Origin of the sequence: Pseudomonas abietaniphila (genome assembly GCF_039697315.1) — a bacterium.
GTDB lineage: Bacteria > Pseudomonadota > Gammaproteobacteria > Pseudomonadales > Pseudomonadaceae > Aquipseudomonas > Aquipseudomonas abietaniphila_B.
This window is the reverse complement of the sequence record NZ_CP155619.1, coordinates 2,494,279-2,518,209: the sequence shown is the minus strand read 5'-3', so window position 1 is coordinate 2,518,209 and position 23,931 is coordinate 2,494,279. Positions and strand designations below refer to the sequence as shown.

The following is a 23,931-nucleotide window of genomic DNA, read 5'->3' as shown; positions in this document are numbered from 1 at the left end:
CGTTATCAGTTACTTTGCGCAACTATTGCGCTAAGTCTAAGTGATAAACGGAACTCTCCTCATTTAGCCGCGTTTTAAGCACCAAATGTCAGAAATTGACAGCGTTTCTTCACTTTTCTGCTTCTGATCGAGTGACCTGTCTCTAATGTTGGTTCAAACTATCGACTTTCACGAAGGAGATTCACGGCGATGCAAGGCCACCCGGACGTCATCGATTACCTCAACACGCTGCTGACCGGCGAATTGGCTGCGCGCGATCAATACTTCATTCATTCCCGTATGTATGAAGATTGGGGTTTCAGCAAGCTGTACGAGCGTATCAACCACGAGATGGAAGAAGAGGCACAGCACGCTGATGCGTTAATGCGCCGGATTCTGATGCTTGAAGGTACGCCGCGCATGCGTCCGGATGATCTCGACGTCGGCACGACGGTCCCTGAGATGCTCGCCAGTGACCTCCGTCTCGAATACAAGGTCCGTGCTGCGCTGTGCAAGGGCATCGCGCTCTGTGAGCAACACAAGGACTACGTCAGCCGTGACATTCTCCGTGTCCAGCTGGCAGACACTGAAGAGGATCACACCTACTGGCTCGAAAAGCAGATGGGGTTGATCAAGTCCATTGGTCTTGAGAACTACCTGCAATCGCAGTTCTGACTCCGGCCCAACAAAAAGCCCCTGTCGTGATCTTCACGGCAGGGGCTTTTTAGTTTGTGTTGCGGTCAGTGATTACGCTCGATCACGTTCCAGCAGCGGCTTCAGGTAATGGCCTGTGTAGGATTGTTTCATCCCCGCCACTTGCTCCGGTGTACCTGTCGCGATGATCTGGCCACCTTTGGAGCCGCCTTCAGGACCAAGGTCTACCAGCCAGTCGGCTGTCTTGATCACGTCCAGGTTGTGTTCGATCACAACCACGGTGTTGCCGTGATCACGCAGGCGGTGCAATACGTCCAGCAACTGCTGAATATCGGCGAAGTGCAGACCTGTGGTCGGCTCATCGAGGATGTACAGGGTCTTTCCGGTGTCGCGTTTGGAGAGCTCCCGGGAGAGTTTCACCCGTTGTGCCTCGCCGCCCGACAGTGTGGTCGCTGATTGGCCCAGCTTGATGTAGGAAAGCCCCACATCCATCAAGGTTTGCAGCTTGCGCGCGAGGGCAGGCACGGCATCAAAGAACGCTCGCGCCTCTTCAATTGTCATCTCCAGCACCTCGTGGATGCTTTTGCCCTTGTATTTGATCTCCAGAGTTTCGCGGTTGTAGCGCTTGCTCTTGCACACATCGCACGGGACATAGATGTCAGGCAGGAAGTGCATTTCCACCTTGATCAGCCCATCGCCCTGACACGCTTCACAGCGGCCGCCTTTGACGTTGAATGAAAAGCGCCCTGGGCCATAACCGCGTGAACGCGACTCCGGCACACCCGCGAAGAGTTCACGGATTGGCGTGAACAGTCCGGTGTACGTCGCCGGGTTCGAGCGCGGCGTGCGGCCAATTGGGCTCTGGTCGATGTCGACGACCTTGTCCAGATGCTGCAACCCGTCGATGCTGTCGTGCGCCGCGGCCTCCAGCGTTGTTGCGCCATTCAGCGCGGTGGCGCTGAGCGGGAACAGCGTATTGTTGATCAGCGTCGATTTGCCTGAACCCGAAACGCCGGTCACGCAGGTCAGCAGGCCAATCGGAATTTCCAGATCGACGTTGCGCAGGTTGTTGCCGCGCGCGCCCTTGAGTTTGAGCGACAGTTTTTTGTTCCGTGGCGTCCGCTTGGCAGGCACTTCGATCTTTACGCGCCCCGAGAGGTATTTGCCCGTCAGGGAGTCCGGATGCGCCATGACTTCCTGCGGCGTGCCCTCGGCCACGATGTGACCACCGTGCACGCCCGCGCCCGGGCCGATGTCCACCACGTAGTCGGCCAGTCTGATTGCGTCTTCGTCATGCTCAACCACAATCACGGTGTTGCCGATGTCGCGCAGGTGGCGAAGAGTGTCCAGCAGTCGGTCGTTGTCACGTTGGTGCAGCCCGATGGACGGCTCGTCGAGGATGTACATGACACCCACCAGGCCGGCGCCGATCTGACTGGCAAGACGGATGCGCTGAGCCTCGCCGCCCGAGAGCGTGTCAGCACTGCGATCCAGCGTCAGGTAATCCAGACCCACGTTTACCAGGAACTGCAAACGCTCGCGGATCTCCTTGAGGATCTTGTCGGCGATCTCGCCGCGACGTCCGGTGAGCTTCAATCCGCCGAAATAATCGGTGGCGTCTCCGATGGGGAGGTTGGTCACGGCAGGCAGCGTTTTCTCACCGACCCAGACATGCCGGGCTTCGCGACGCAGGCGCGTACCACGGCAGTCCGGGCAGGGTTGGGTGCTGAGGAACTTGGCCAGCTCTTCGCGCACGGTTGCAGATTCGGTTTCCCGATAGCGGCGCTCAAGGTTAGGGACGATGCCCTCGAACGGGTGCGCGCGTTTAACGATGTCGCCGCGGTCATTCAGGTAACGGAAGTCGACGTTCTGGGAGCCGCTGCCGTTGAGCAGAACCTTCTGCTGATCTGCAGGCAATGCCTTGAACGGTACTTCCAGGCTAAAGCCATAGTGCTTCGCCAGAGAGCCGAGCATCTGGAAGTAATAAACGTTGCGCCGGTCCCAGCCACGAATCGCACCTTCGGCCAGCGTCAGTTCGCCATTGACCAGTCGCTTGGTGTCGAAGAATTGCTTCACGCCCAGGCCGTCACAGGTCGGACACGCACCCGCAGGGTTGTTGAACGAGAAGAGCTTGGGTTCCAGTTCACTGATCGCATGGCCGCAGATCGGGCAAGCGAAACGGGCGGAGAAGATCATCTCCTCGCCGGGCTCGTCGTCCATCGGCGCAACCAGCGCGATGCCGTCGGCAAGCTTCAGCGCGGTCTCGAAGGATTCGGCCAGGCGCTGTTGCAGATCGGCGCGCACCTTGAAGCGGTCGACGACCACGTCAATGGAATGCTTCTTCTGTTTGTCCAGTTTCGGCAGCTCGTCGAGCTCGCAGAGCTTGCCATTGACTCTGGCGCGCACGAAACCCTGCGCGCGAAGTTCTTCGAACACGGCAAGGTGCTCGCCTTTACGCTCACGCACCACGGGCGCCAGCAGCATCAGTTTGCGGCCTTCAGGCTCGGCGAGTACCAGGTCGACCATCTGGCTGACTGTCTGCGCTTCCAGCGGAATGTCATGATCCGGGCAACGCGGCTGTCCGACCCGCGCGTACAGCAGACGCAGGTAGTCGTAGATCTCGGTGATGGTGCCGACGGTCGAACGCGGGTTGTGCGACGTCGATTTCTGCTCGATGGAGATGGCAGGCGAAAGACCTTCGATCGTGTCGACGTCGGGTTTTTCCATCATTGAAAGGAACTGACGCGCATAGGCTGACAGCGATTCGACGTAGCGACGCTGGCCTTCGGCATACAGGGTGTCGAAAGCCAGCGATGACTTGCCCGAACCGGATAGACCGGTAATCACGATCAGCTTGTCGCGTGGCAGGGTCAGGTCGATGTTTTTCAGGTTGTGGGTTCGAGCCCCACGAATCAGGATCTTGTCCAAAGTGGCCTCGCACGGCGGGCGTCAAAACACAGGAGTATACGGCGAAATACTGGATGGATGCACACTATCGACATGCACGCTGCCAGGCATGGAAAAAAGAAAATTCCTGCGATGCGCGGCAAACCGTCGTATGTGCTGTACATCGATGGGACTGGTAGAATCGCCGCCGGTTCACATGAGGTTCTTCCATGCACGATTCTCACAGCGAGCGCATGAGTGGCAGCGAAACCCGCGCGGCGGGCGGTCTGGCCCTGGTGTTCGCGTTCCGTATGCTGGGCATGTTCATGGTTCTGCCGGTCCTCGCGACCTATGGCATGGACCTGGCTGGCGCGAGCCCGGCACTCATTGGTCTGGCGATTGGCGCATACGGCCTGACGCAAGCAGTGCTGCAGATCCCCTTCGGGATCATTTCCGACCGCATCGGTCGTCGTCCGGTCATTTATCTGGGGTTGGTGGTGTTTGCCCTCGGGAGTGTTCTGGCTGCCCAGTCGACCTCGATCTGGGGCGTGATCGCCGGCCGTATCCTGCAAGGGGCTGGCGCAATTTCCGCCGCAGTCATGGCGCTGTTGTCTGACCTGACGCGCGAGCAGCACCGTACCAAAGCGATGGCGATGATCGGCATGACCATCGGCGTCTCGTTCGCCATTGCCATGGTGGTTGGTCCGATCCTGACCAGCGCGTTCGGCCTGTCGGGACTGTTCCTGGCCACAGGCGCGATGGCGCTCGTCGGTATCGTGATCGTGGCGTTCGTGGTCCCCAAATCGACGGTGACGCTTCAGCATCGCGAGTCTGGTCTTGCAAAGCAGGCGCTGGGCGCGACCCTCCGCCATCCGGACTTGTTGCGTCTGGATTTGGGTATCTTCGCGTTGCACGCCATGCTGATGTCCAGTTTCGTCGCATTACCGCTGGCGCTGGTCGAGAAAGCCGGTTTGCCCAAGGAGCAGCACTGGTGGGTCTATCTGACCGCCCTGTTGATTTCGTTCTTCGCCATGATTCCTTTCATCATTTACGGCGAGAAGAAGCGTCAGATGAAGCGGGTTTTGCTCGGCGCCGTCTTGGTTCTGATGCTCACTGAACTATTCTTTTGGGAGTTCGGCGACACGCTTCGGGCGCTGGTCATTGGCACGGTGGTGTTTTTTACCGCGTTCAACCTGCTGGAAGCTTCGCTGCCTTCGTTGATCAGCAAGGTGTCCCCGGCGGGTGGCAAAGGCACGGCGATGGGGATTTATTCCACCAGTCAGTTCCTCGGTTCTGCCGCTGGCGGCATCCTCGGCGGCTGGCTGTTTCAGCACGGTGGACTGGGCGTGGTGTTCCTCGGCGGTGCCGGTCTGGCCGCCATTTGGCTCGCGTTTGCTGTTACCATGCGCGAACCTCCGTACGTGACCAGCCTTCGCTTGCCGTTGTCGCCCGAGGCTCAACGCGACACAGGCCTGGCCGATCGCGTGTTGGCCGTACGTGGAGTAACAGATGCAGTAGTGGTTGCCGATGAGGCTGCCATCTATATCAAATTTGACAAAGAACTGTTGGATCGGGCGTCTTTCGACGAAGTGGTCAATCCAGCGTCGGAAACGTGTGAAGCCTAGGAGAACGTTATGGCCCGTGGGGTTAACAAAGTCATATTGGTCGGCACATGCGGCCAGGATCCCGAAGTTCGCTACATGCCTAACGGTAATGCCGTGACCAACCTGAGTCTGGCAACTAGCGAACAATGGACCGACAAGCAAACCGGTCAGAAAGTCGAAAAGACCGAATGGCACCGCGTTTCGATGTTCGGCAAGGTCGCAGAGATCGCCGGCGAATACCTGCGTAAAGGTTCGCAGGTCTACATCGAAGGCAAGCTGCAAACCCGCGAGTGGGAAAAAGACGGTATCAAGCGTTACACCACTGAAATCATCGTCGACATGCAGGGGACCATGCAGCTGTTGGGTGGCCGTCCGCAAGGCGAAGGCGCTCCACAGGGCCAAGGCGGTGGCGGCTATCAGAACTCCGCCCCGCGTCCGCAGCAACAATCGCGTCCGCAGGCTGCTCCTCAGCCTCAGCGTGAATCCCGTCCAGCTCCGCAACAGGCGCCACAGCCAGCACCTGATTTCGACAGCTTCGACGACGATATCCCGTTCTGAACCCAGCGGATCGAGCGCGACAACGCTTCGAATAAAAAGCCCCCGGACAGCTCAGCTGCCGGGGGCTTTTTGTTAGGTCTGAATCCTGTCCGTTTCAGGTGCAAGTACCTGAAGCCTATTACAGTCCCAGGTCCGACAGCCCAGGATGATCGTCTGGACGACGACCCAGCGGCCAATGGAATTTGCGCTCGGATTCCTTGATTGGCATGTCGTTGATGCAGGCAAAACGGTTGGCCATCAGACCGTCTTCGTTGAATTCCCAGTTTTCGTTGCCGTACGAGCGATACCAGTTGCCTGAGTCGTCATGCCATTCGTAGGCGTAGCGGACAGCAATGCGGTTGTCGGTGAAGGCCCACAGTTCTTTGATCAACCGGTAATCCAGCTCTTTCTTCCATTTGCGAGTCAGAAAGTCTTTGGCTTCTTCACGGTTGGTGGCGAATTCGGCGCGGTTGCGCCATTTGGTGTCGAGGGTGTAGGCCAACGACACTTTTTCCGGATCACGGCTGTTCCAGCCATCTTCAGCCAGGCGGACCTTTTCGATGGCCGATTCGCGGGTGAATGGGGGAAGTGGCGGGCGAGTTTGGGCATTGGATGACATAGCGAAGCCTCCAGACAATGATGAGTTCGGCGTTGGGTAAAGCGTTCTTGAAACTCAGGCCTCTAGGGCGAGGCCTGTTTCAGCAACAGCTGCGCAACATCCTTTGCGCTGTTGGCGGCACTGAAGTCCCCCATGACACGGGCCATGGTGATGGCGCCTTCCATCAGAATCAGCAGCTGTTTGGCCAGCGCTGACGGTTGCTCGATATTCAGCTGCTCGCACAACTCAAGCGTGTAGTCGAACAACTTCTGTTTGTGCAGTTTGGCGATCAAACGAATCGGATCGTTCGGGTCGCCAATCTCGCCGGCGGTGTTGATAAAGGCACAGCCATGAAATCCCTCGGACTCGAACCAGCCTTTGAGCACGACAAACATGTTGAGAATCCGCGCATCGGCAGTTTCAGCCTTGTCCGACTCCGTCCTGAACCACGCCATCCAGCGTACGTCGCGCGCATTCAGCGCTGCCGCAGCCACTTCGTCTTTGGTTGCAAAGTAACGGTAGATACTTTTTCTCGCGACGCCAGACGTTTTCACCAGAAGATCCATGCCGGTGGCGTGAATGCCGTTCTGGTAGATCAGTTGCTCGGCGGTCGCGAGAATCTTTTCGCGTGTTTCGATCAGGGGTGCGTTCATGTCATTCAAGGTAGAACGATCGTTCTCCTTGGTCAAGTGGTTTTTGAAAAAGGGCTGATTCCAGTGGTCGGCGTGGTTGTTCGCAGATGAAGGATTCACCTTGGTGCCGAACTTGGCGGGCGAATGTGGATCAGTTTCAGTGGGCCTTGATTCCGCCGTCCCTCATGACTCCAAGGAGTGACCTGCGTTTTGTTGAACTTCAAATCCGTCCTGCTGATGTGTCTGATGCTTAGCGTCGGCAGTTTCAACGTAATGGCCGCCGACGCGCCTGCCGCGAGTACCGCACAGTCCACGGCACCCGCCGATCCCGCCCCGGCAGCAGAGCCTGCCAACCCGGAAATTCTAGTGAAAGGAGGATTGCTCGGGGTGATCAGCTCCAGCATCGACAGCGTGCAGGACAAGCTGGATCTGGACGGAAATCTGTTCGATGCCTGGCGCCTGCGTGCAGACCGTGCTGCGGATGAACTCGATACGCTGGTCAATAAGCCGCTGGCGCGTTCGCCGTGGAGCATCGTCGGCGACTTTCTGATTTTGTCAGTGGTGTGGATCGGGGCATTTTTGCTCATCAACCGCATCGGGACGTTCATTGTCGGCCGCGTCTCTCGGCGGCGTCTGTTGATCAGGCGGGAGCGGGTCAAGGGTGTGCTGAGCTACGTTCTGCCCTTCACGATTCCCGCGCTGATCTGTCTTCCGCTGACGCTGTATGTCAGCCATTTCATGTCCCCCTCAATCGGTCGGGCGCTGGCATTGTGTCTGGCGTACTCGACTAGTAGCGGCATCTTTTCCACCTCAGTGCTGATGTCCGTCATCGTGCTTTTCAATTCGGGGCACAAGCGTGCAGCGGTCCGTGTCATACGAGGCTACGCCCCGCATCCGTTGTTCATCATCGGCTTCCTCGCCGCCTTGAGTGATGCCCTGACCAGTCCGCAGATTTCCCGCCAGTTTGGCAGCAACGTCACCACCAGCGTTGCGGCCTTTACCGGGCTGATGGCGTCGGTGATGTTCTGCATCGTGGTAATCAAGATGCGCAGGCCCGTGGCGCATCTGATCCGTAACCGGCCATTGAGCGCGCGTCTTACACGCCCGGCGTTGCAACAGACGCTGAAGATTTTTTCGAGCCTCTGGCATTTGCCGATTCTGCTGATGATTCTGGTCTCGGCCGTGAACCTGATCGGCGCGGGCGAGGACAGTCAGGAAGCGCTCCGTTGCGCCTTGCTGACTACCGTTTTGCTTATCGGCACAGTGTTCCTTAGCACATTGTTTCAGCACATGTTCAAACCCGCCGAAGTCCATACCGGACGTGTGTACAAAGAGCGTCTGTTGAGTCTGCTGCATGCCGTGCTGCGCATCGCGCTGGCGATTGGATTCATCGAACTGCTGGGCAGGATCTGGGGTTTTTCACTGTTCGAATTTGCCCAACGCAATGCGCTTGGCAAGGTGATCAGTGACTCGCTCAGCAGTATCGGGCTGATTTTCCTGGTGACGTGGTTGTTGTGGGTGGTCATGGACACCGCGATTCAGGAGGCCCTCAAGCCACCGACCAACAGCCGCTCTTCGCGTCAGCCCAGCACGCGCGTGAAGACCATCCTTCCACTGCTGCGCAACGCGATCAAAATTATCCTCGTGGTGATCTGCACCATCACTACCATGGCTAATCTGGGCATCAATGTCGCGCCTCTGCTAGCGGGTGCCGGGGTCGTCGGTCTCGCCATCGGCTTTGGTTCCCAGCAACTGGTTCAGGACGTAATCACTGGCCTGTTCATCATCATCGAGGACACCATCTCCATTGGAGACTGGGTCGTGCTGGACTCCGGTCACGCCGGTACGGTTGAAAGCCTGACCATTCGCACGTTGCGTCTGCGTGACGGCAAGGGCTTCGTGCATTCGGTGCCGTTTGGCCAGATCAAGGCGGTGACGAACCAGTCGCGCCAGTTTGCGTATGCGTTCTTCTCGTTCCAGTTCACTTACGATTCAGACGTGGATTCCGCGACATCGCTGATTCGCGAAGCGGGGCAGGCGATCAGCGATGACTTCCTGCTGGCGAGCAAGCTGCAGGGACCGCTGGAAGTGTTCGGCCTGGATCGCATGGACATGAACGGGATCGTGATCACTGCGCAGTTCCGTACGTCGTCGGGCGGGCAGTATGCGGTGAGTCGTGCGTTCAACGACAAACTCAAGCGGCTTGTGGATAAGTCGACGGATGTGCGTTTCGCGCAAACTTATCCACAGCTGGTCATGAGCCCGCATAACGGCCAAATTCCGCCGATGGAGGAGGGCGATGAGCAGCAGCCGTTGCCGGGCAAAGCCTCGGTGGTGAACAAGGACGGTTCGGAAAGCCCGGCGTAGCGGCAGAAACGCAGGCGGTGGCGGGCGTGGTGCGGACCGTGTTCGGACGAATGCGGTGTGTCAGCAGCAGCGTCGGTGAATGACCCACCGCATTCGCGGCCCTCGTGACCTCGGACTGCTCCTACAGGGATCGCGGCGTTTCGATGCATGATGGCGTGCATCAAACCTGTGGAAGTTAGCTTGCTGCCGAATGCGGTGGGTCAGCAACATCATCGGTGAATGACAGACCGCGTTCGCGGCCCTCGTAACCTCGGACGGCTCCTACAGGGATCGCGGCGTTTCGATGCATTGCGGCGTGCATCAAACCTGTGGAAGCTAGCTTGCTGACGAATGCGGTGGGTCAGCAGCATCATCGGTGAACGACAGATCGCGTTCGCGGCCCTCGTAACCTCGGACTGCTCCTACAGGGATTGCGGCGTTTTGATGCATTGCGGCGTGCTCAAACCTGTGGGCGTTAGCTTGCTGACGAATGCGATGGTTCAGCGGCAGCGTCGGTGAATGACAGACCGCGTTCGCGGCCCTCGTAACCTCGGACTGCTCCTACAGGGATCGCGGCGTTTCGATGCATTGCGGCGTGCTCAAACCTGTGGGCGTTAGCTTGCTGACGAATGCGGTGGGTCAGCAGCATCATCGGTGAATGACCCACCGCGTTCGCGGCCCTCGTAACCTCGGACTGCTCCTACAGGGATCGCAGCGTTCCGATGCATGACGGCGTGCATCAAACCTGTGGGAGTTAGCTTGCTGACGAATGCGGTGGGTCAGCGGATAGAGCTTTCATCTGAATAACCGGTCCCGCACCTGCAACATCATCCCGGCATCCAGCTCGCCCCAATATTGCGGTTTGCCAGCGATGATCGCGGCGATCGGGACGCCGTCGCGGTAGACCAGCCGATTGCCAACCACCGCCGCCACTTTCGCGCCAGGTAACAACGTGCCGGCGAGGTTCAGCGGATCGACACCGCTGACGCCGATCAGGCTACCGTCCAGAGGGCGCTTGCGCACGTCCCGCAGCACAGGAATCGCTTCAGGCAACGCGAATTGCTCACCGGCCAGACCTGCAACGAAGCGTCCGCCCCGAATCTCGCCGCGTGCTTCCAGTCGATGAAATGTTCTGAGCAGCTCACGCCAGCTGGGCAGCCAGTCGGCTTCACGCTCCAGCAATCGCCAGAACACCACGCCATAGCGGCGTAATAAGGTCATCGCGATGTGTTCGAGCGTGTCATGGTCGAGTCGTTGTTGTGTGGCAGTGGGTGCCTGGGCGGGCGCACGCTGCAGTAACGCCCAACGCCCGGCGTCGTCCATACCGCCGATAAAGGCACCGCGATTGCGTCGGCTGGTGTGCGCCGCGCGCTTGCTGGCGGGCGTGACCAGTGCCCGCAGTCCGGCAAAACTGTCGGCGTTTACCAGGCCTGCGCCGACCAGTTCCTGCAACGCGTTCTCAAGCTCCGTGCGCAATAGATGCGCTTCTGAAGTCAGTTCATCGAAGAACATCGCGCCGTGATCCGACAGCACTTCATGAACCCTCTGCGCGCGCAACGACAGTTCGGTCGGCGCGGGCTGCTCGGTCAGACCGCTCCACAACCGCACCTGTGGGCGCGGCAGCAGCACAATCGGCGTACTGCGCAATGCAGCGCTTCCGATCTTGTTGCGACTGGTCAGACGCATCCACACCACCTTGCCGGACCGACACAGGTCATCCAGCCAGCTCTGGGAATAATCCTTCAAGCGCGCCGGAAGAATCTCGCTGTCCCAAGCGCCTGCCGCCGCGGAATACCCCTCGAGCTGATCGACCACTTCGGGCAGCGCAGCTTTGCCCTGGCTCTGGGTCGACGTGGAAAGGTGCTGCCAGTCGAACAGAAACCGCATGAAGTCCTGCAACGAAACGGGCTCGATTTCCCGCCTCAGGCGTTTGACCGTATAGCGATGAATACGCGACAGCAAATGCCGCTCGCACCACTGTTCTTCTGCGACGCCGGGGCTGAAGCGTCCACGCAGCACATAACCTTCGTTTTCCAGTTGCGCCAACGCGTGAGTGACGTCGCCCGGCGACAAGGCCAATGGTTCGGCGATGGCCGACAACACCATCGGCCCGAACCCGCTCAGGCGCGCGCGAACAATTTCGACGCGCGCATCGTCCTCGCTCCACGCTTCATCGAATCCCGCCAACGCCGCCAGCGGCGGGTGCATTTCAGCGGTGGGATACAGCGCTTGCAGACAGGTCAGCCGCTCTAGAGGAATCCACAGCGCTTGATCGGGCGTGACTTGCAGACGAGTCGCGCGACCAGAACGGGCCAGGCTCTCCAGCCATTTCATCCAGTCGCATTGATCCCGCGCTTCCGCGCCGCTCACGCAGCCCAGGCTCATCAAGGCTTCGTGCATCTCGTCCAGGTTCTGGGGCTGCGGCCAGGCTTCTTCGCTGACCGCGACAATCGCATCGACGTCGAGCGCGCCCAGATCGTCGGCAGACTCCGGGTCGCTCCAGCGTCGATTGAGAACGGCCTGGGTGCGTCGCTCTTCCAGCGGTGCGTCGTCCAGAAACGTGTAGGGCTTGGCGTTGAGAATCTCGGCTGCGAGCGGCGAGGGGGCGGGGAGATCACGACTGATCAGCCGCACTTCGCCAGTCTCCATGCGGCGCAGCAGAGACAGCCAGCCCTCAGCGTCCATGGCTTCGTGCAGGCAATCGTCGAGGGTTTGCTCGACCAGCGGATGCTCTGGGACTTCACGCTCGCCGACCAGATTTTCCAGGCAGGCGATCTGATCGGGAAACACCGTGGCGATCAGGTCCTCGCTCTTCATGCGCTGCAATTGCGGCGCGACTTTGCGACCGCCCGCGTAACGGGGCAATGCCAGCGCGACCCCGGCGTTCCAGCGCCAGCGCACGCCAAACAAGGGTGCCTCGAGCACGGCCTGAATCAACAGGTGCTCTGCGGAGTTTGAGTGGAGGTAGCGCCAGACATCGTCCAGCGCAAAGCTGTGGGTGGTGGAGAGCGACAGCACGATGGCGTCTTCGCTGGCGGCGGCCTGCAATTCGAAATTGAACGTGCGGCAGAATCGCTTGCGCAGCGCCAACCCCCAGGCCCGATTGATCCGGCTGCCGAAGGGCGTATGGATGACCAGTTGGGTGCCGCCGGACTCGTCGAAGAAACGTTCCATCACCAGCGTATCCTGCGACGGCAAGGCACCGAGCGCTGAGTGGGCGCGGGCGAGGTAATCGACGATCTGTTCGGCGCTGGCAGCGTCCAGCCCGAGCGTACCCATCAGCCAGTCGATGCACGGCCTCAGGTTTCCCGGATGCGCCGTGAGCTGCTGGTCGATGTCGGCCTGCAAGCGCGCGACGGCAAAGGAAAGCTCATTGCTGCGGCCGGGCGCCTCACCCAACCAGAACGGTATATTGGGCGGCACGCCTTGAGCGTCTTCGACCCGCACCCGACCGGCTTCGATGCGCAGGATCCGGTAAGACGTGTTGCCGAGCTGGAAGATGTCGCCGGCGATGCTTTCGACGGCAAAGTCCTCGTTGACCGTGCCGATGTTCAGCGCCTGCGGCTCAAGAATCACGCTGTAGTCGGCGTTATCCGGAATCGTTCCGCCGCTGGTGACCGCCGTCAGCTTGCTGCCGCGTCGCCCTCGCAACGTGCGGGTCACGGCGTCGCGATGCAAGTAAGCCGCGCGCACGCCCTGACGACCGCTGTAGCCCTCGGCGAGCATCCCCAAGAGCGCCTGATAATGGCTTTCGTCGACCTCTGCGTAGGGCGATGCTTTGCGGAACATCTCCAGCAGCGCGTGTTCCTCCCATTCCTGGCAACTGACTTCGGCGATGATTTGCTGCGCCAGAACATCCAGAGGTGCCTTGGGAATCTGCAGGATGTCGAGTTCGCCACGCCGCACGCAGTCAAGCAGGGCGGCGCACTCGATCAGGTCATCGCGGGAAACGGCAAACAACCGGCCCTTTGGCGTGCCGCCGACCTGATGCCCGGATCGTCCGACGCGTTGCAGGAACGAAGCGATAGAACGTGGCGAACTGATCTGACAGACCAGGTCGACATCGCCGATATCAATCCCCAGTTCCAGCGAGGCGGTCGCAATCAACACCTGCAGATCGCCACGCTTGAGGCGTTGCTCGGCGTCCAGGCGTTGCTCCTTGGCGAGGCTGCCGTGGTGCGCAGCGACGGCTTCTTTGCCAAGCCGATCGCTCAAATGGCGGGCCATGCGTTCGGCCAGACGTCGCGTATTGACGAAGATCAATGTGGTGCGATGCTCGCGCGCCAGGTCAGCGAGGCGATCGTAAACCAGCTGCCAGACATCGTTGGCCATCACGGCAGTCAGCGGCACGGGAGGCACCTCGATGGCCAGATCGCGAGGGCGCGCGTGGCCGATGTCGACGATGGCGCAGGGGCGAGTGACCGGATCGCTGCCGACCAGAAAGCGCGACACACGCTCAATGGGTTTCTGCGTGGCCGACAGCCCGATGCGCAGCAGTGGCTGTTCGCACAGCGCCTGCAAACGTTCGAGGCTAAGCGCTAGATGGCTGCCGCGCTTGCCGGCCGCGATGGCGTGAATCTCGTCAATGATCACCGTTTGCGTGTTCGACAGCATGCGGCGGCCGGAATCCGAGCCCAGCAGCACGTACAGCGATTCGGGGGTGGTCACCAGAATATGCGGCGCGGTCTTGCGCATGGCCGTGCGTTCTTTCTGCTGGGTGTCGCCGGTACGCACGGCGGTGCTGATGCGCAATTCGGGAAGTCCCTGACGCATGAGCTGTTCAGTGATGCCGGCCAGTGGGTTTTGCAGGTTGATCTGAATGTCATTGGACAGCGCTTTGAGGGGCGAAACGTAGACCACGAAGGTTTGATCCGGCAACTGTCCGCCGGCTTCCAGGCCTTGATGAACCAGATCGTCGATCACGGCAAGGAATGCCGTCAGGGTTTTACCCGACCCGGTTGGCGCGGCAATCAGCGTGGACTGCCGCCGTTTTATCAACGGCCACGCCTGGGCCTGGGCCTCCGTAACTGCCGGGAACGTGGTGCGAAACCAGGCACTGACGGCAGGGTGAAAGACGTCGAGCACCGGATCGGAAGCGGGGGATACATTCATGGGTGGATTTATGCGGGCGCTGGCGGGCGGATGCAAGGGCCGGTGATCGGCGGGATGTGCGCCTGCTGATCGCTGAGGTTTCTGTGGGAGCGAGCTTGCTCGCGAAGAAGCCCCTGCAGCCGCCACAGGTGTAGCGCCTGACAACCCGCCTTCATGGGCGAGCTCCCTCTCGCAGGTAAAACACCGTTTTGCGTCATACCATCGCCGGGTCACCTGTTGGGACTTATCCACCGACGTGTTATGTTTGCGAGCGTTTTTCACCTATTTTTTCTAAGACTGAGCCTGCTGACTCTATGCGAATGCGCCTTATGCTGTTGGGCGGCGGGAATGCCCTTGGGCAGGCGTTGATTCGTCTGGGTGCCGAGGAGGACATTGGATTCCTCGCACCGCGTCCACCGCAAGACGGTTGGGATGCGGCAAGCCTGACGCAACTGCTCGATGACACCCGCCCGGATGCCTTGATCAACCTTGCTTATTACTTCGACTGGTTTCAGGCGGAGAGCGTAAGCGCAGAGAGGCTGAACACCCAGGAACGCTCTGTGGGGCGTCTCGCCGAGCTGTGCCAGTACCACAACATCGTTCTGGTCCAACCTTCCAGTTATCGCGTGTTCGACGGCTCGCGGGCGACCGCCTACAGCGAGAAAGACGAGCCCGTGCCACTGGGTTCGCGCGGCCAGGCACTGTGGCGCATCGAACAAAGCGTGCGTGCTACCTGCCCGCAACATGTGTTGTTGCGTTTCGGCTGGTTGCTCGACGACAGTGCCGACGGCGTGCTGGGGCGGTTTCTGACCCGCGCCGAATCGACTGATGAATTGCTCTTGGCCGATGACCGTCGCGGCAATCCGACGCCGGTCGATGATGCCGCGCGCGTGATCATTTCGGTGCTCAAGCAACTGGATTGCGCAGCGCCGCTATGGGGCACCTATCACTACGCAGGCCACGAGGCGACCACGCCGCTGGCGCTGGGTCAGGCCATCCTCACCGAGGCGCGCCTGATGCGTCCACTGGCGATCGAAGCGCCGACCGCTCAGGCCCACGCCGCGAGCCCGGATGCCGCCGAAGAGCCGCAGAACGCCGTGCTGGCCTGCAAGAAAATCCTTCACACCTTTGGTATCAAGCCTCGCGCATGGCGTGCCGGTTTGCCCAGCTTATTGGACCGCTACTACCGTCATGTCTGATGCTCCTGTCCTCATCACCGGCGGTGCCGGTTTCATCGGCTCGCACCTGGTCGACGCCTTGCTCGCCAAGGGTTACGCGGTGCGCGTGCTGGACGATCTGTCCACCGGCAAGCGCAGCAACCTGCCGCTGGACAATCCTCGGGTCGAGCTGATCGAAGGTGACGTTGCCGACGCGGCATTGGTTGCGCGCGTCGCGGTAGGTTGTCAGGCCGTTGCGCATCTTGCAGCGGTGGCCTCGGTGCAGGCGTCGGTGGACGACCCGGTAAAAACCCACCAGAGCAATTTCATCGGCACGTTGAACGTCTGCGAAGCCATGCGTCAGGCCGGTATCAAGCGTGTGGTGTTTGCCTCGAGCGCGGCGGTGTACGGCAATAACGGCGAGGGCGAAGCCATCACCGAAGACACGCCAAAAGCCCCGCTGACGCCGTACGCGTCGGACAAGCTGGCCAGCGAACACTATTTCGACTTTTACCGTCGTCAGCACGGTCTGGAACCCGTGGTGTTTCGCTTCTTCAATATTTTCGGGCCGCGCCAGGACCCGTCCTCGCCGTACTCGGGCGTGATCAGCATCTTCGCTGAGCGTGCCGAGAAAGGCGTGCCCATTTCGGTGTTTGGTGACGGCGAGCAGACGCGGGACTTTTTCTACGTTGAAGACCTGGTCGACCTCGTGGTCCAGGGATTCGAGCTGCCTGAAGTGGCCGAGGGCGCGGTCAACGTTGGCCTGAATGCGACCACTTCGCTGAATGAGTTGCTGGCGGCGTTCGAGCAGGTGGTGGGCAGTCTTCCGCCGGTGACCTACCTGCCCGCGCGCTCAGGCGACATCAAGCATTCTCGCGCTAACAATGAGCGTCTGCTGCAGCGCTTCAAGGTGCCGACGCCGACGCCGTTGAAGGTCGGGCTGGCGCGTTTGATGGGGCACTGAACCGCGTCACGCAAAAAGGCACCTTCGAGGTGCCTTTTTTGTGCCTTACGCAGCGCTTTTTAAAACTTGTAACCAAACCCGAGCATGTAAACCCAAGGGTCCACGTCCACGTTGACCTTGGTGCGGCCCATGGACAGTGCTGACGGACCGTCCAGGGTCGCCTGAGTGTCGATGTCCATATACCAGACGGCGGCGTTGACCATGATGCGATCGGTCAGCATGTAGTCCATGCCCACTTGCCCGGCCCAGCCCCACGAGTTCTTGAGGTGCAGGTTGTTCATGCCCTGGCCCTTGCGGTCGCTGCTCAGGTTTTCGTCATAGAACCACGTGTAGTTCACGCCCAGACCGGCATAGGGCTGAAACTTTGAGTTCGCCTCCATCGGGTAGTACTGCAGCGACAGCGTCGGCGGAAGTTGTTTCACGTCAGCCAGCTTGCCGTCCAGGCCCGCGCCCAGCCCCTTGATGGCGACCGTGTGTTGAAAAGGCGTGGCCGCGAGCAGTTCCAGGCCCACGTGGTCGGTCAGCATGTAAGCGAAGGTCAGGCCCAACTGAGTATCGCTGTCCAGCGTCGCTTTGGTACCCGGTGCCTTTACGCCGTCGAACTTCAGGTTGCCGCTGTCTTCATTGGGCGCCGTGGTGGCAGCGCCTGCGCGGACAATGATGTCGCCGGCCTGGTGCGCGTGGGCGGCGAGGGGGACAGCGAGTGCGAGCGCGAGGACCGATGCGCTGAGCAAGGACGTGTTCATGGGGGCTCCGTAAGGGCATAAAAAAGGGATGCCTTATGTTACGAAGCGTGTGAATCGCCAGTTTTGACTTGGCTCAATGAAAGCGGTCGCAATCCTGTGGACTTGATCCTGGCGTGACGAATGTCCTTGTGGGAGCGAATGAATTCGCTCACAGCGGAATGCGTCAGCCACGTAATGGCTACTGATCCGGCAGCTCGTAGACCAGAATCTTGTCGGCCTCCATCTGATACCCGGCCTCGGCCAGTTCGCTGGTCGATGATTTGACCTGCATCGGCCCTTCGATCCAGTACGGCTGGTACAGCTCATCGACCTTCACGCCAAGCTCGCTGGTGACGTGGACGATCTGGTTCGGTGGAGGCGGCGGCACGTGGATGCAGGCGCCGAAATACGGGACCAGCAGAAACTCCGTCACCCGACCTTCTTCGCTGACTTCCAGCGGCACGATGTACCCTGGCAATCGCACCCTTTGCCCATCCAGCGATTTGACCACCGGTGCGTTGGGCGCCAGTTGATGAGCCGCAGGCGCCGATTCCACTGCCAGCGTGTCGGCCATCTGCGAGAGGTTGTGGATGGGCGCGGTGATCAGTTTCACCGGCGGCGCATCGGGCGGAATCATCTCCTGCCAGGTCAGCACGCGCAGGTCCTGCGCCCACAGCGGCGTCGAGAGCACCAGCGACACCATCATCATCCACAACCTATGCATCAAGACGTCCTCATAACCGGATCGACAGGCCATCTGCCAGCGACTGGCGATACGCGCGCCAGGCGGGTACGACGCCCATCAGCAGCGCGGCGCCGAGAATGCCGCCCAACAGCGTCCATTCATAAGCGCTCGGCAGCGAAAGTGGCAAGTACAAGCCGTAATTGGCCTGCACGTAACCCTGAGCAGCGGCGATGCCGATGTAGAGCAAGGCCAGCCCGCTGACCGCACCCGCGAGCGCCAGCGCGAAGGCTTCCAGGATCAGCAGGCTGGCGATATGCCAAGGGCGCGCACCGACCGAACGCAGAATCGCCATCTCCCGGCGACGCTCGTTGAGGCTGGTGAGAATCGCAGTCAGCATGCCGATCAAACCGGTCAGTACCACGAACAGCGAAATCACGAAGAGCGCTTTCTCCGCCGTGCCCATCAGACTCCAAAGTTCCTGCAAGGCAACGCCCGGCAGGATCGCCAGCATCGGCTCGCCCCGGAACTCGTTGATCTCGCGTTGCAAGGCAAAGGTCGAGATCTTGTTGTTCAGCCCGAGCATGAAGGCCGTGATGGCGGTCGGCGTCAGGTCCATATTGCGCGCCTGATCGGCCGTGATACGGCCGGCGCCCTGAGCCGGCACGCCGTTATGCCAGTCGATGTGGATCGCTTCCATGCCGCCCAGACTGATGTGCAGCGTGCGGTCCACCGGCGTGCCGGTGCGTTTGAGAATACCGACCACGGTAAACGGCTTGTCGTCGTGCTTGACCAGGCTCACCACGGCCACGCCGTGCGCGAGCACCAGCTTGTCACCCAGTTTGTAATGCAGGGCGTCCGCGACTTCGGCGCCCAGTACCACTTCGAATGGATCGGTGGCGAACGGGCGACCCTCTGCCAGTTCAAGATGCTGTTGGCGGCCGTACTGGTAATGCTCGAAATACAATTCGTTGGTGCCCATCACCCGATAGCCGCGATGGCTGTCGCCCAGTGAAATCGGAATCGCCCACTTCACCTGCTTGCTGTTGGCGAAGTGTTCGAAGCTGTCCCAACGAATATTGTTGGTGGCGTTGCCGATGCGAAAAACCGAATACAGCAACAGGTTCACCGAGCCGGAGCGTGCGCCGACGATCAGGTCGGTGCCGCTGATGGTGCTGGCGAAGCTGGCGCGGGCTTCGGTGCGCACCCGTTCGACGGCCAGCAGCAGGCAGACCGACAGGGCAATGGCGAACGCCGTGAGAAAAGCGGTAAAGCGGCGGTTGGCAAGACTGGCCAGCGCCAGGCGAAGAAGATACATCTCAAACCTCGGTGGCGACGGCGGCGCGATTGAGTTCGGCCAACGACAGGTTACGGTCGAAAAGCGGCGCCAGGCTCTGATCGTGACTGACAAACAACAGGCTCGCACCGGCCTCCCGGCATTCGGCGAACAGCAGCTGAATGAAGGCCTCGCGAGCGTCGGCGTCGAGGGCGGAGGTAGGCTCGTCAGCGATCACCAGCTCGGGCTGGCCGATCAATGCGCGGGCGGCTGCGACGCGTTGCTGCTGGCCGATGGACAGCGCATCGGCGCGGCGGCTCAACACATTGGGATCCTTGAGGCCCAGATGTGCGAGCAGTGCCGTCGCGGCTTGATCAACGCTGCCATGACGCTGTGTCGCTCGTTCTGCTCGAAGTCTGGAGAAATGACAGGGCAACTCGACGTTCTCGCGCACCGACAGAAACGGCAGCAGGTTGAACTGCTGGAAGATGTAGCCCGTGTGATCGACGCGAAAGCGGTCGCGGGCGCCGGCCGACAGTGCTGTCAGCTCCTGGCCCAGCAGGCGAATGCTGCCACGACCGGGTTTTTGCACGCCGCCCAACAGGCCCAGCAAGGTGGTTTTGCCACTGCCGCTGGGGCCTTTGAGAAACAGGGTTTCGCCCGGCTCCAGGCGAAACGCCGGAATGTCCAGCAGAAGGGTGTGTCCCGGCCAGGCAAAGCCTAGTCCGGACAGCTCGATAAGTGCTTGAGTCATGGCCTCAGTCGCATCCGAAAGTGAACGACCGGGCAGTCCCGGTCGTGTATGAACCCGCGGTGGTTAAAACTTGACCACTGGATTGCTTGGACGCACTTCAGCGCCCATCTGGCGTTTCGGTGTCACCAGTTGTACCTGAACGGTTTGGGTCGCCGGGAAGCTTTTGAACAGCTGTGTCAGGTCCAGCTTGTTGAGTACGGCGGGCACATTGCAGGTGAACTGGTAGTGACCGTGGATTTCGCTGTGTTCGTGCTCGTTCGTATCCCCGTCGTCGTGGTCATCGTCCTTGTCGCCAAACAAGGGGCTTTCCAGCTTCTGCTTGGTGACGGTGCAGCCCGCCGCTTCCGGGATACTGAACAGCCCGTGGGGTTTGAGCAGGGTTTCCCGCGCCAGCGCCAACGTTGTTTTGTCGGCAGCGGAAGTCGCGGCGTGTTCGAAGCCGACGATGTTCATGGCCGGGGTGTCCAGCTCCAGTTCCAGCGTGCGGCCATCCAGCGCCATGTCCAATCGCGCCACACCGTGCTCATGCGCGCCGAGGCTGCCGTGTTCATGATCGTGGTCATGTTCATCGGCAGCGTGAGCGAAGGTCAGTGGCAGCAGCGCGAAGGGCAAAGCGAGTAACAGACGACGCATAAGAGAGGGCTCCGGGGAGGGGTTGGAAATTTGTTATGTGATCTTATAACAATAAGTTACGGTCGTTCTTAACTTTTTTGTTCAGGAACTGTACGAGCGTGGCTTGTGTCTGGGCCGCATTCGGACGATGGCGGTGTATCTGCAAATCCTGTGGCGGCTGACCCAACGCGATCTTCCGACTGCGGCCCAGACCAAGCGCGCTCCTACAGTGTGCGTGGCTCGGGCGATCCGGGTTCAGGTGACAGTGTGCATCGCGCAATATCCTGTGGGACCATGCCGCTCAGTCAATCAGAGGACACACATCATGTTGCGAATCCGTGGAACCGTCGGCGACATGCCGGTGGATCTGACCGTGGAGATGGACGAAAGCGACTGGGCCCGGCTGGGCACGCAACTGGGCGTGCAGGCACAGGAAAGCAAACCACTCAGTGAGTCATCGGCCAAACCGGTCGCCAGCCGTAACGACACGGTCTGGGAGATCGCGCAGGAACTGCTGCGCAAGGCGGGCCACATGAGCGGGCCCGACCTGCTTGGACAGCTGGAAGGACTGGCGGGCAGCACGGCGGCGGGCAAACGCCTGATGGTGCGCATGCGCCACAGCGCCAACGTCAAAGTCGAAAGCCATGGCGATGCGCCGGAGTATCACTGGATCGAGTGATGCAGGGTATCTCCCGACTCAATCCTGTCTAAAGCCCTACAGGGCCGGAGTCACATCAGTAAAGCGCAGCAAACAACTTGCGACGGTAGGTCGTGACCAGCGGGTGATCGTTGCCCAGCAGGTCGAACACCTGTAGCAAGGTCTTGTGCGGTTGGCCTTCGTTGTAGTTGCGGTTGCGGATAAACAGCTTGAGCAAGCCTTCCAGCGCGGCGTCGTACTGCTGGCGGGACAGCTGGTGAATCGCCAGTTGATGCGCGGCTTCATCGTCTTGCGGGTTTTGCGCGAGGCGGGTCTTCAGGTCCGCCGCATCCGGCAGTGCCTTGGCTTCCCCGAGGAAGGTCAACTGAGCTTTCGCGCCGGCGAGTGCGGCTTTGTGATCGTCGCCTTTGACCGAATCCAGCACCGCACGGGCTTCGGTCAGCTCGCCACGTTCAGCCAGGCAGCGCGCGTACAGAATCAGCGCGGCGGCGTTGGTGTTGTCCTCTGTGAGGATGGTTTGAAGCACGGCTTCCGCTTCCGCGAAATGGCTCGCGGCGAACATTTCCTGAGCGGTTTGCAGCGGGTCGGCTGCGGCCGGTGGCGGCATTTGGACGTGCGGTTCGAGCAGCGCGCGAATCTGTGATTCAGGCTGGGCACCGGCGAAACCGTCGACCGGCTGGCCGTCCTTGAACAGCACCACGGTCGGCAGGCTGCGAATGCCGAAGCGGGCAACGATGTCCTGCTCGGCGTCGCAGTCGACTTTCGCTAGCAGCAGCTCGCCCTGATAGCTCTCGGCAATCTGTGCCAGCAACGGCATCAGAACCTTGCACGGCGCGCACCACTCGGCCCAGAAATCCACCAGCACCGGTTTGTGAAAGGAGTTCTCGATGACCAACTGATCGAAAGTGGCAGTGGTCGCATCGAAGATGTACGGCGTGTCCTGGCTCATCGCAAGTCTCGAAAAAGGCTTAATGGCGCCAACTATAAAGGGCCGCCGGGTGTTGTTGAAAGGACGGTGATGTCTTGTAGGAGCGTTATCTTGCGGCGTGATACAGGCTCACCCTGCGAAACTCCCAGGGCTCGGCCAGATCCGGCAAGGTCAGTGCCTCCAGAATCCCCAGTCGTTCATACAGCGGATGCTGAAAATCCCTGACCCGCGAATCCGCAACCAACGCCTCTTTCCCTCGCGTCAGAAACTGATCCAGCAACGGCAGGTTTGCCCGGTCGTACAGCACGTCGGCCACGAGGATCAGGTCGAATCGATCGGCCTCGGCGAAAAAATCTGCGGAGTAGGTGAGCGTCACGCCGTTAAGGTCGGCGTTGGCCTTGCACGAAGCGAGGGCGACGGGATCGAGATCGCATGCCACCACTTCCAGCGCGCCGGCCTTCATCGCAGCGATGCCCGCAACGCCCGAACCCGCGCCGAAATCCAGCACCCGCTTGCCCTCGACCCACTGCGGGTGCTCGGCCAGGAAACGTGCCAGCGCCAGGCCGCTGGCCCAGCAGAAGCTCCAATAGGGCGGCTCTTCAAGGATGCGCTGGGTTTCTTCGGGGCTGAACGCACGGTCCATGTTGTCGGCGTCGATCAGCCACAACCTCAGGTCCGTGCCCGGCAACGGCTCGGCCACCAATCGGGCGTCGCCAAGCCTTTCGTTCAGCGCCGCCTGCAGATGCGGCGGCGGTGTCATGGCGCCGTGACGAATTGCAGCTGGCCCAACGCTTGAGTGTCAGGTCTGGCGATCAGCACCGACGGCAGATGCAGGATCAGCTGACCCGACTGGCTGGCGCGGCCGCGTAACTCGACCCGTGCACCTTGCGGAAACGCTTCCGGGTTGAAGCGCAGTTGAAACGGCAGCGACTGGTTGTTGCCGGTGAGCTTGGTACTGCTCAGCAGCTTTTGCGGGCGGTTGCGGTCATCGATCACCAGCAGCGCCAGCTCAACCTCGGCGCCGGCGGGCACGCCCAACAGCTGGCCGCTCAATTCGCGCTGATACGGCAGAAGCGGTCCGGGGCCTTCCGGCAGTTTGATCGCATTCGGCGCCGGTTTGGCGGGCGCAGCGGGTTTGGGCGGCTCAGCAGTGCTACAGGCGGCGAGCAGGCCGAGCAGGCTGATTACAGCGAGCGAACGTAGCGTCATGAACAGCTCCAGCAAAACGGAATCGATGGGGACACGCGGGACATCACGCAGTATCGCCGAGGGTGACAGCTTTCGCCGCACCGGATGCGCGTCTATATACCTCAAACCCCGAGACTTGTCTTGCCGGTGGGATGCGCTACCATGGCCCTCCCTTTTTTTGTTGCCTGCCACCATGCACTGTCCCTTTTGCGGTGCCAACGACACCAAAGTCATTGACTCGCGCCTTGTCGCTGAAGGCGATCAGGTTCGTCGCCGTCGTGAATGCGTCGCGTGCGGCGAACGTTTCACCACGTTCGAAACCGCCGAACTGGTACTGCCACGGCTGATCAAGCAGGACGGCAGTCGCCAGCCCTTCGATGAAGAAAAGCTGCGCGCCGGCATGCAACGCGCGCTGGAAAAGCGCCCGGTCAGCGTCGAGCGTCTTGAAGCGGCACTGGCTCATATCAAGAGCAAGCTGCGGGCGACCGGTGAGCGCGAGGTCAAATCCTTGATCGTCGGCGAGTTGGTCATGGCCGAACTGCAGAAACTCGACGAAGTGGCGTATATCCGCTTTGCTTCGGTGTACCGGCGGTTTCAGGACCTCAACGAATTCCGCGAAGAAATCGACCGACTGGCCCGTGAGCCGGTTAAAGAGTGAGC

The 23,931-nt window shown here is 60.5% G+C and carries 19 protein-coding genes and 2 pseudogenes; 9 read left to right on the top strand and 12 right to left on the bottom strand.

Annotated elements, in window-relative coordinates; all coding sequences use genetic code 11:
- Nucleotides 1-189 precede the first annotated feature (189 nt).
- On the top strand, nt 190-654 hold the full coding sequence (gene bfr / locus ABDX87_RS11090; protein ID WP_062384501.1) for a bacterioferritin: 465 nt from the start codon (nt 190-192) through the stop codon (nt 652-654).
- Between the two features lie 72 nt (nt 655-726).
- Here bfr and uvrA read toward each other — a convergent pair whose 3' ends face one another.
- Nucleotides 727-3,561: an excinuclease ABC subunit UvrA gene (uvrA, locus tag ABDX87_RS11085; protein ID WP_346832904.1), complete on the bottom strand. Its 2,835-nt coding sequence runs from the start codon at nt 3,559-3,561 to the stop codon at nt 727-729.
- 188 nt (nt 3,562-3,749) lie between these two features.
- Between uvrA and ABDX87_RS11080 the strand changes: the two genes are divergently transcribed.
- Together ABDX87_RS11080 and ABDX87_RS11075 are read left to right on the top strand one after the other, a co-directional pair.
- Nucleotides 3,750-5,144 carry an MFS transporter gene (locus ABDX87_RS11080; RefSeq protein WP_346832903.1) on the top strand — a complete coding sequence of 465 codons (1,395 nt, stop codon included), beginning with the start codon at nt 3,750-3,752 and terminating at the stop codon, nt 5,142-5,144.
- 9 nt (nt 5,145-5,153) lie between these two features.
- The gene (locus tag ABDX87_RS11075; RefSeq protein WP_074758972.1) at nt 5,154-5,681 is read left to right on the top strand and encodes a single-stranded DNA-binding protein; all 528 of its coding nucleotides are present in this window, start codon (nt 5,154-5,156) and stop codon (nt 5,679-5,681) included.
- 118 nt (nt 5,682-5,799) lie between these two features.
- Here the strand turns inward: ABDX87_RS11075 and ABDX87_RS11070 are convergent, their stop codons facing one another.
- Together ABDX87_RS11070 and ABDX87_RS11065 are read right to left on the bottom strand one after the other, a co-directional pair.
- The gene (locus ABDX87_RS11070) at nt 5,800-6,279 is read right to left on the bottom strand and encodes a nuclear transport factor 2 family protein (RefSeq protein WP_346832902.1); all 480 of its coding nucleotides are present in this window, start codon (nt 6,277-6,279) and stop codon (nt 5,800-5,802) included.
- Nucleotides 6,280-6,341: 62 nt separating this feature from the next.
- Nucleotides 6,342-6,911 (bottom strand): TetR/AcrR family transcriptional regulator, encoded by a 570-nt coding sequence (locus tag ABDX87_RS11065; RefSeq protein WP_346832901.1) that lies wholly within the window; start codon nt 6,909-6,911, stop codon nt 6,342-6,344.
- Between the two features lie 225 nt (nt 6,912-7,136).
- Between ABDX87_RS11065 and ABDX87_RS29210 the strand changes: the two are divergent.
- Together ABDX87_RS29210 and ABDX87_RS11060 are read left to right on the top strand one after the other, a co-directional pair.
- A pseudogene (locus ABDX87_RS29210) lies at nt 7,137-7,470 on the top strand (mechanosensitive ion channel protein); the annotation flags it as partial.
- 86 nt (nt 7,471-7,556) lie between these two features.
- Nucleotides 7,557-9,155, top strand: a pseudogene (locus ABDX87_RS11060) (mechanosensitive ion channel family protein); the annotation flags it as partial.
- An 876-nt stretch (nt 9,156-10,031) separates the two neighbouring features.
- On the opposite strand, the gene ABDX87_RS11055 reads toward ABDX87_RS11060, so the two are convergent.
- Nucleotides 10,032-14,348 carry a DEAD/DEAH box helicase gene (locus tag ABDX87_RS11055; RefSeq protein WP_346832900.1) on the bottom strand — a complete coding sequence of 1,439 codons (4,317 nt, stop codon included), beginning with the start codon at nt 14,346-14,348 and terminating at the stop codon, nt 10,032-10,034.
- A 293-nt stretch (nt 14,349-14,641) separates the two neighbouring features.
- On the opposite strand from ABDX87_RS11055, the gene ABDX87_RS11050 reads away from it, so the two are divergent.
- Both ABDX87_RS11050 and ABDX87_RS11045 read left to right on the top strand, forming a co-directional pair.
- Entirely contained in the window at nt 14,642-15,526 is an 885-nt protein-coding gene (locus tag ABDX87_RS11050; RefSeq protein WP_346832899.1) for a sugar nucleotide-binding protein, read from the top strand.
- A complete protein-coding gene (locus ABDX87_RS11045; RefSeq protein WP_346832898.1) occupies nt 15,519-16,448 on the top strand; it encodes an NAD-dependent epimerase/dehydratase family protein in 930 nt (309 codons plus the stop codon). The genes ABDX87_RS11050 and ABDX87_RS11045 overlap by 8 nt, the downstream gene beginning before the upstream one ends.
- Nucleotides 16,449-16,507: 59 nt before the next feature.
- On the opposite strand, the gene ABDX87_RS11040 is transcribed toward ABDX87_RS11045, so the two are convergent.
- The 5 genes from ABDX87_RS11040 to ABDX87_RS11020 form a co-directional block, all read right to left on the bottom strand.
- The gene (locus ABDX87_RS11040) at nt 16,508-17,194 is read right to left on the bottom strand and encodes an OmpW/AlkL family protein (RefSeq protein WP_346832897.1); all 687 of its coding nucleotides are present in this window, start codon (nt 17,192-17,194) and stop codon (nt 16,508-16,510) included.
- Nucleotides 17,195-17,372: 178 nt separating this feature from the next.
- Nucleotides 17,373-17,897, bottom strand: coding sequence for a DUF3299 domain-containing protein (locus ABDX87_RS11035; RefSeq protein WP_346832896.1), 525 nt, complete (start codon nt 17,895-17,897; stop codon nt 17,373-17,375).
- 10 nt (nt 17,898-17,907) lie between these two features.
- The gene (locus tag ABDX87_RS11030; protein ID WP_346832895.1) at nt 17,908-19,173 is read right to left on the bottom strand and encodes an ABC transporter permease; all 1,266 of its coding nucleotides are present in this window, start codon (nt 19,171-19,173) and stop codon (nt 17,908-17,910) included.
- A 1-nt stretch (nt 19,174) separates the two neighbouring features.
- On the bottom strand, nt 19,175-19,885 hold the full coding sequence (locus ABDX87_RS11025) for an ABC transporter ATP-binding protein (protein ID WP_346832894.1): 711 nt from the start codon (nt 19,883-19,885) through the stop codon (nt 19,175-19,177).
- 63 nt (nt 19,886-19,948) lie between these two features.
- Nucleotides 19,949-20,518: a DUF2796 domain-containing protein gene (locus tag ABDX87_RS11020; protein ID WP_346832893.1), complete on the bottom strand. Its 570-nt coding sequence runs from the start codon at nt 20,516-20,518 to the stop codon at nt 19,949-19,951.
- Nucleotides 20,519-20,822: 304 nt separating this feature from the next.
- Here ABDX87_RS11020 and ABDX87_RS11015 point away from each other — a divergent pair, with 304 nt between their 5' ends.
- A complete protein-coding gene (locus ABDX87_RS11015) occupies nt 20,823-21,176 on the top strand; it encodes a hypothetical protein (protein ID WP_346832892.1) in 354 nt (117 codons plus the stop codon).
- A 55-nt stretch (nt 21,177-21,231) separates the two neighbouring features.
- On the opposite strand, the gene trxA is transcribed toward ABDX87_RS11015, so the two are convergent.
- From trxA to ABDX87_RS11000, 3 genes are all read right to left on the bottom strand, one after another.
- Entirely contained in the window at nt 21,232-22,104 is an 873-nt protein-coding gene (trxA, locus tag ABDX87_RS11010; RefSeq protein WP_346832891.1) for a thioredoxin, read from the bottom strand.
- Between the two features lie 85 nt (nt 22,105-22,189).
- The gene (locus ABDX87_RS11005) at nt 22,190-22,843 is read right to left on the bottom strand and encodes a class I SAM-dependent methyltransferase (RefSeq protein WP_346832890.1); all 654 of its coding nucleotides are present in this window, start codon (nt 22,841-22,843) and stop codon (nt 22,190-22,192) included.
- The gene (locus ABDX87_RS11000) at nt 22,840-23,292 is read right to left on the bottom strand and encodes a YbaY family lipoprotein (protein WP_074756906.1); all 453 of its coding nucleotides are present in this window, start codon (nt 23,290-23,292) and stop codon (nt 22,840-22,842) included. Before ABDX87_RS11000 ends, ABDX87_RS11005 begins: the two co-directional genes overlap by 4 nt.
- 172 nt (nt 23,293-23,464) lie before the next feature.
- On the opposite strand from ABDX87_RS11000, the gene nrdR reads away from it, so the two are divergent.
- A complete protein-coding gene (gene nrdR / locus ABDX87_RS10995; protein WP_167362104.1) occupies nt 23,465-23,929 on the top strand; it encodes a transcriptional regulator NrdR in 465 nt (154 codons plus the stop codon).
- Nucleotides 23,930-23,931: the final 2 nt, after the last annotated feature.

What these genes read in the sequence shown, in the direction of transcription:
- bfr (WP_062384501.1), top strand. Translation starts at nt 190, where the DNA reads ATGCAAGGCCACCCGGACGTCATCGATTACCTCAACACGCTGCTGACC.
- ABDX87_RS11080 (WP_346832903.1), top strand. Translation starts at nt 3,750, where the DNA reads ATGCACGATTCTCACAGCGAGCGCATGAGTGGCAGCGAAACCCGCGCG.
- ABDX87_RS11075 (WP_074758972.1), top strand. Translation starts at nt 5,154, where the DNA reads ATGGCCCGTGGGGTTAACAAAGTCATATTGGTCGGCACATGCGGCCAG.
- ABDX87_RS11070 (WP_346832902.1), bottom strand. Translation starts at nt 6,279, where the DNA reads ATGTCATCCAATGCCCAAACTCGCCCGCCACTTCCCCCATTCACCCGC.
- ABDX87_RS11065 (WP_346832901.1), bottom strand. Translation starts at nt 6,911, where the DNA reads ATGAACGCACCCCTGATCGAAACACGCGAAAAGATTCTCGCGACCGCC.
- ABDX87_RS11055 (WP_346832900.1), bottom strand. Translation starts at nt 14,348, where the DNA reads ATGAATGTATCCCCCGCTTCCGATCCGGTGCTCGACGTCTTTCACCCT.
- ABDX87_RS11050 (WP_346832899.1), top strand. Translation starts at nt 14,642, where the DNA reads ATGCGAATGCGCCTTATGCTGTTGGGCGGCGGGAATGCCCTTGGGCAG.
- ABDX87_RS11045 (WP_346832898.1), top strand. Translation starts at nt 15,519, where the DNA reads ATGTCTGATGCTCCTGTCCTCATCACCGGCGGTGCCGGTTTCATCGGC.
- ABDX87_RS11040 (WP_346832897.1), bottom strand. Translation starts at nt 17,194, where the DNA reads ATGAACACGTCCTTGCTCAGCGCATCGGTCCTCGCGCTCGCACTCGCT.
- ABDX87_RS11035 (WP_346832896.1), bottom strand. Translation starts at nt 17,897, where the DNA reads ATGCATAGGTTGTGGATGATGATGGTGTCGCTGGTGCTCTCGACGCCG.
- ABDX87_RS11030 (WP_346832895.1), bottom strand. Translation starts at nt 19,173, where the DNA reads ATGTATCTTCTTCGCCTGGCGCTGGCCAGTCTTGCCAACCGCCGCTTT.
- ABDX87_RS11025 (WP_346832894.1), bottom strand. Translation starts at nt 19,885, where the DNA reads ATGACTCAAGCACTTATCGAGCTGTCCGGACTAGGCTTTGCCTGGCCG.
- ABDX87_RS11020 (WP_346832893.1), bottom strand. Translation starts at nt 20,518, where the DNA reads ATGCGTCGTCTGTTACTCGCTTTGCCCTTCGCGCTGCTGCCACTGACC.
- ABDX87_RS11015 (WP_346832892.1), top strand. Translation starts at nt 20,823, where the DNA reads ATGTTGCGAATCCGTGGAACCGTCGGCGACATGCCGGTGGATCTGACC.
- trxA (WP_346832891.1), bottom strand. Translation starts at nt 22,104, where the DNA reads ATGAGCCAGGACACGCCGTACATCTTCGATGCGACCACTGCCACTTTC.
- ABDX87_RS11005 (WP_346832890.1), bottom strand. Translation starts at nt 22,843, where the DNA reads ATGACACCGCCGCCGCATCTGCAGGCGGCGCTGAACGAAAGGCTTGGC.
- ABDX87_RS11000 (WP_074756906.1), bottom strand. Translation starts at nt 23,292, where the DNA reads ATGACGCTACGTTCGCTCGCTGTAATCAGCCTGCTCGGCCTGCTCGCC.
- nrdR (WP_167362104.1), top strand. Translation starts at nt 23,465, where the DNA reads ATGCACTGTCCCTTTTGCGGTGCCAACGACACCAAAGTCATTGACTCG.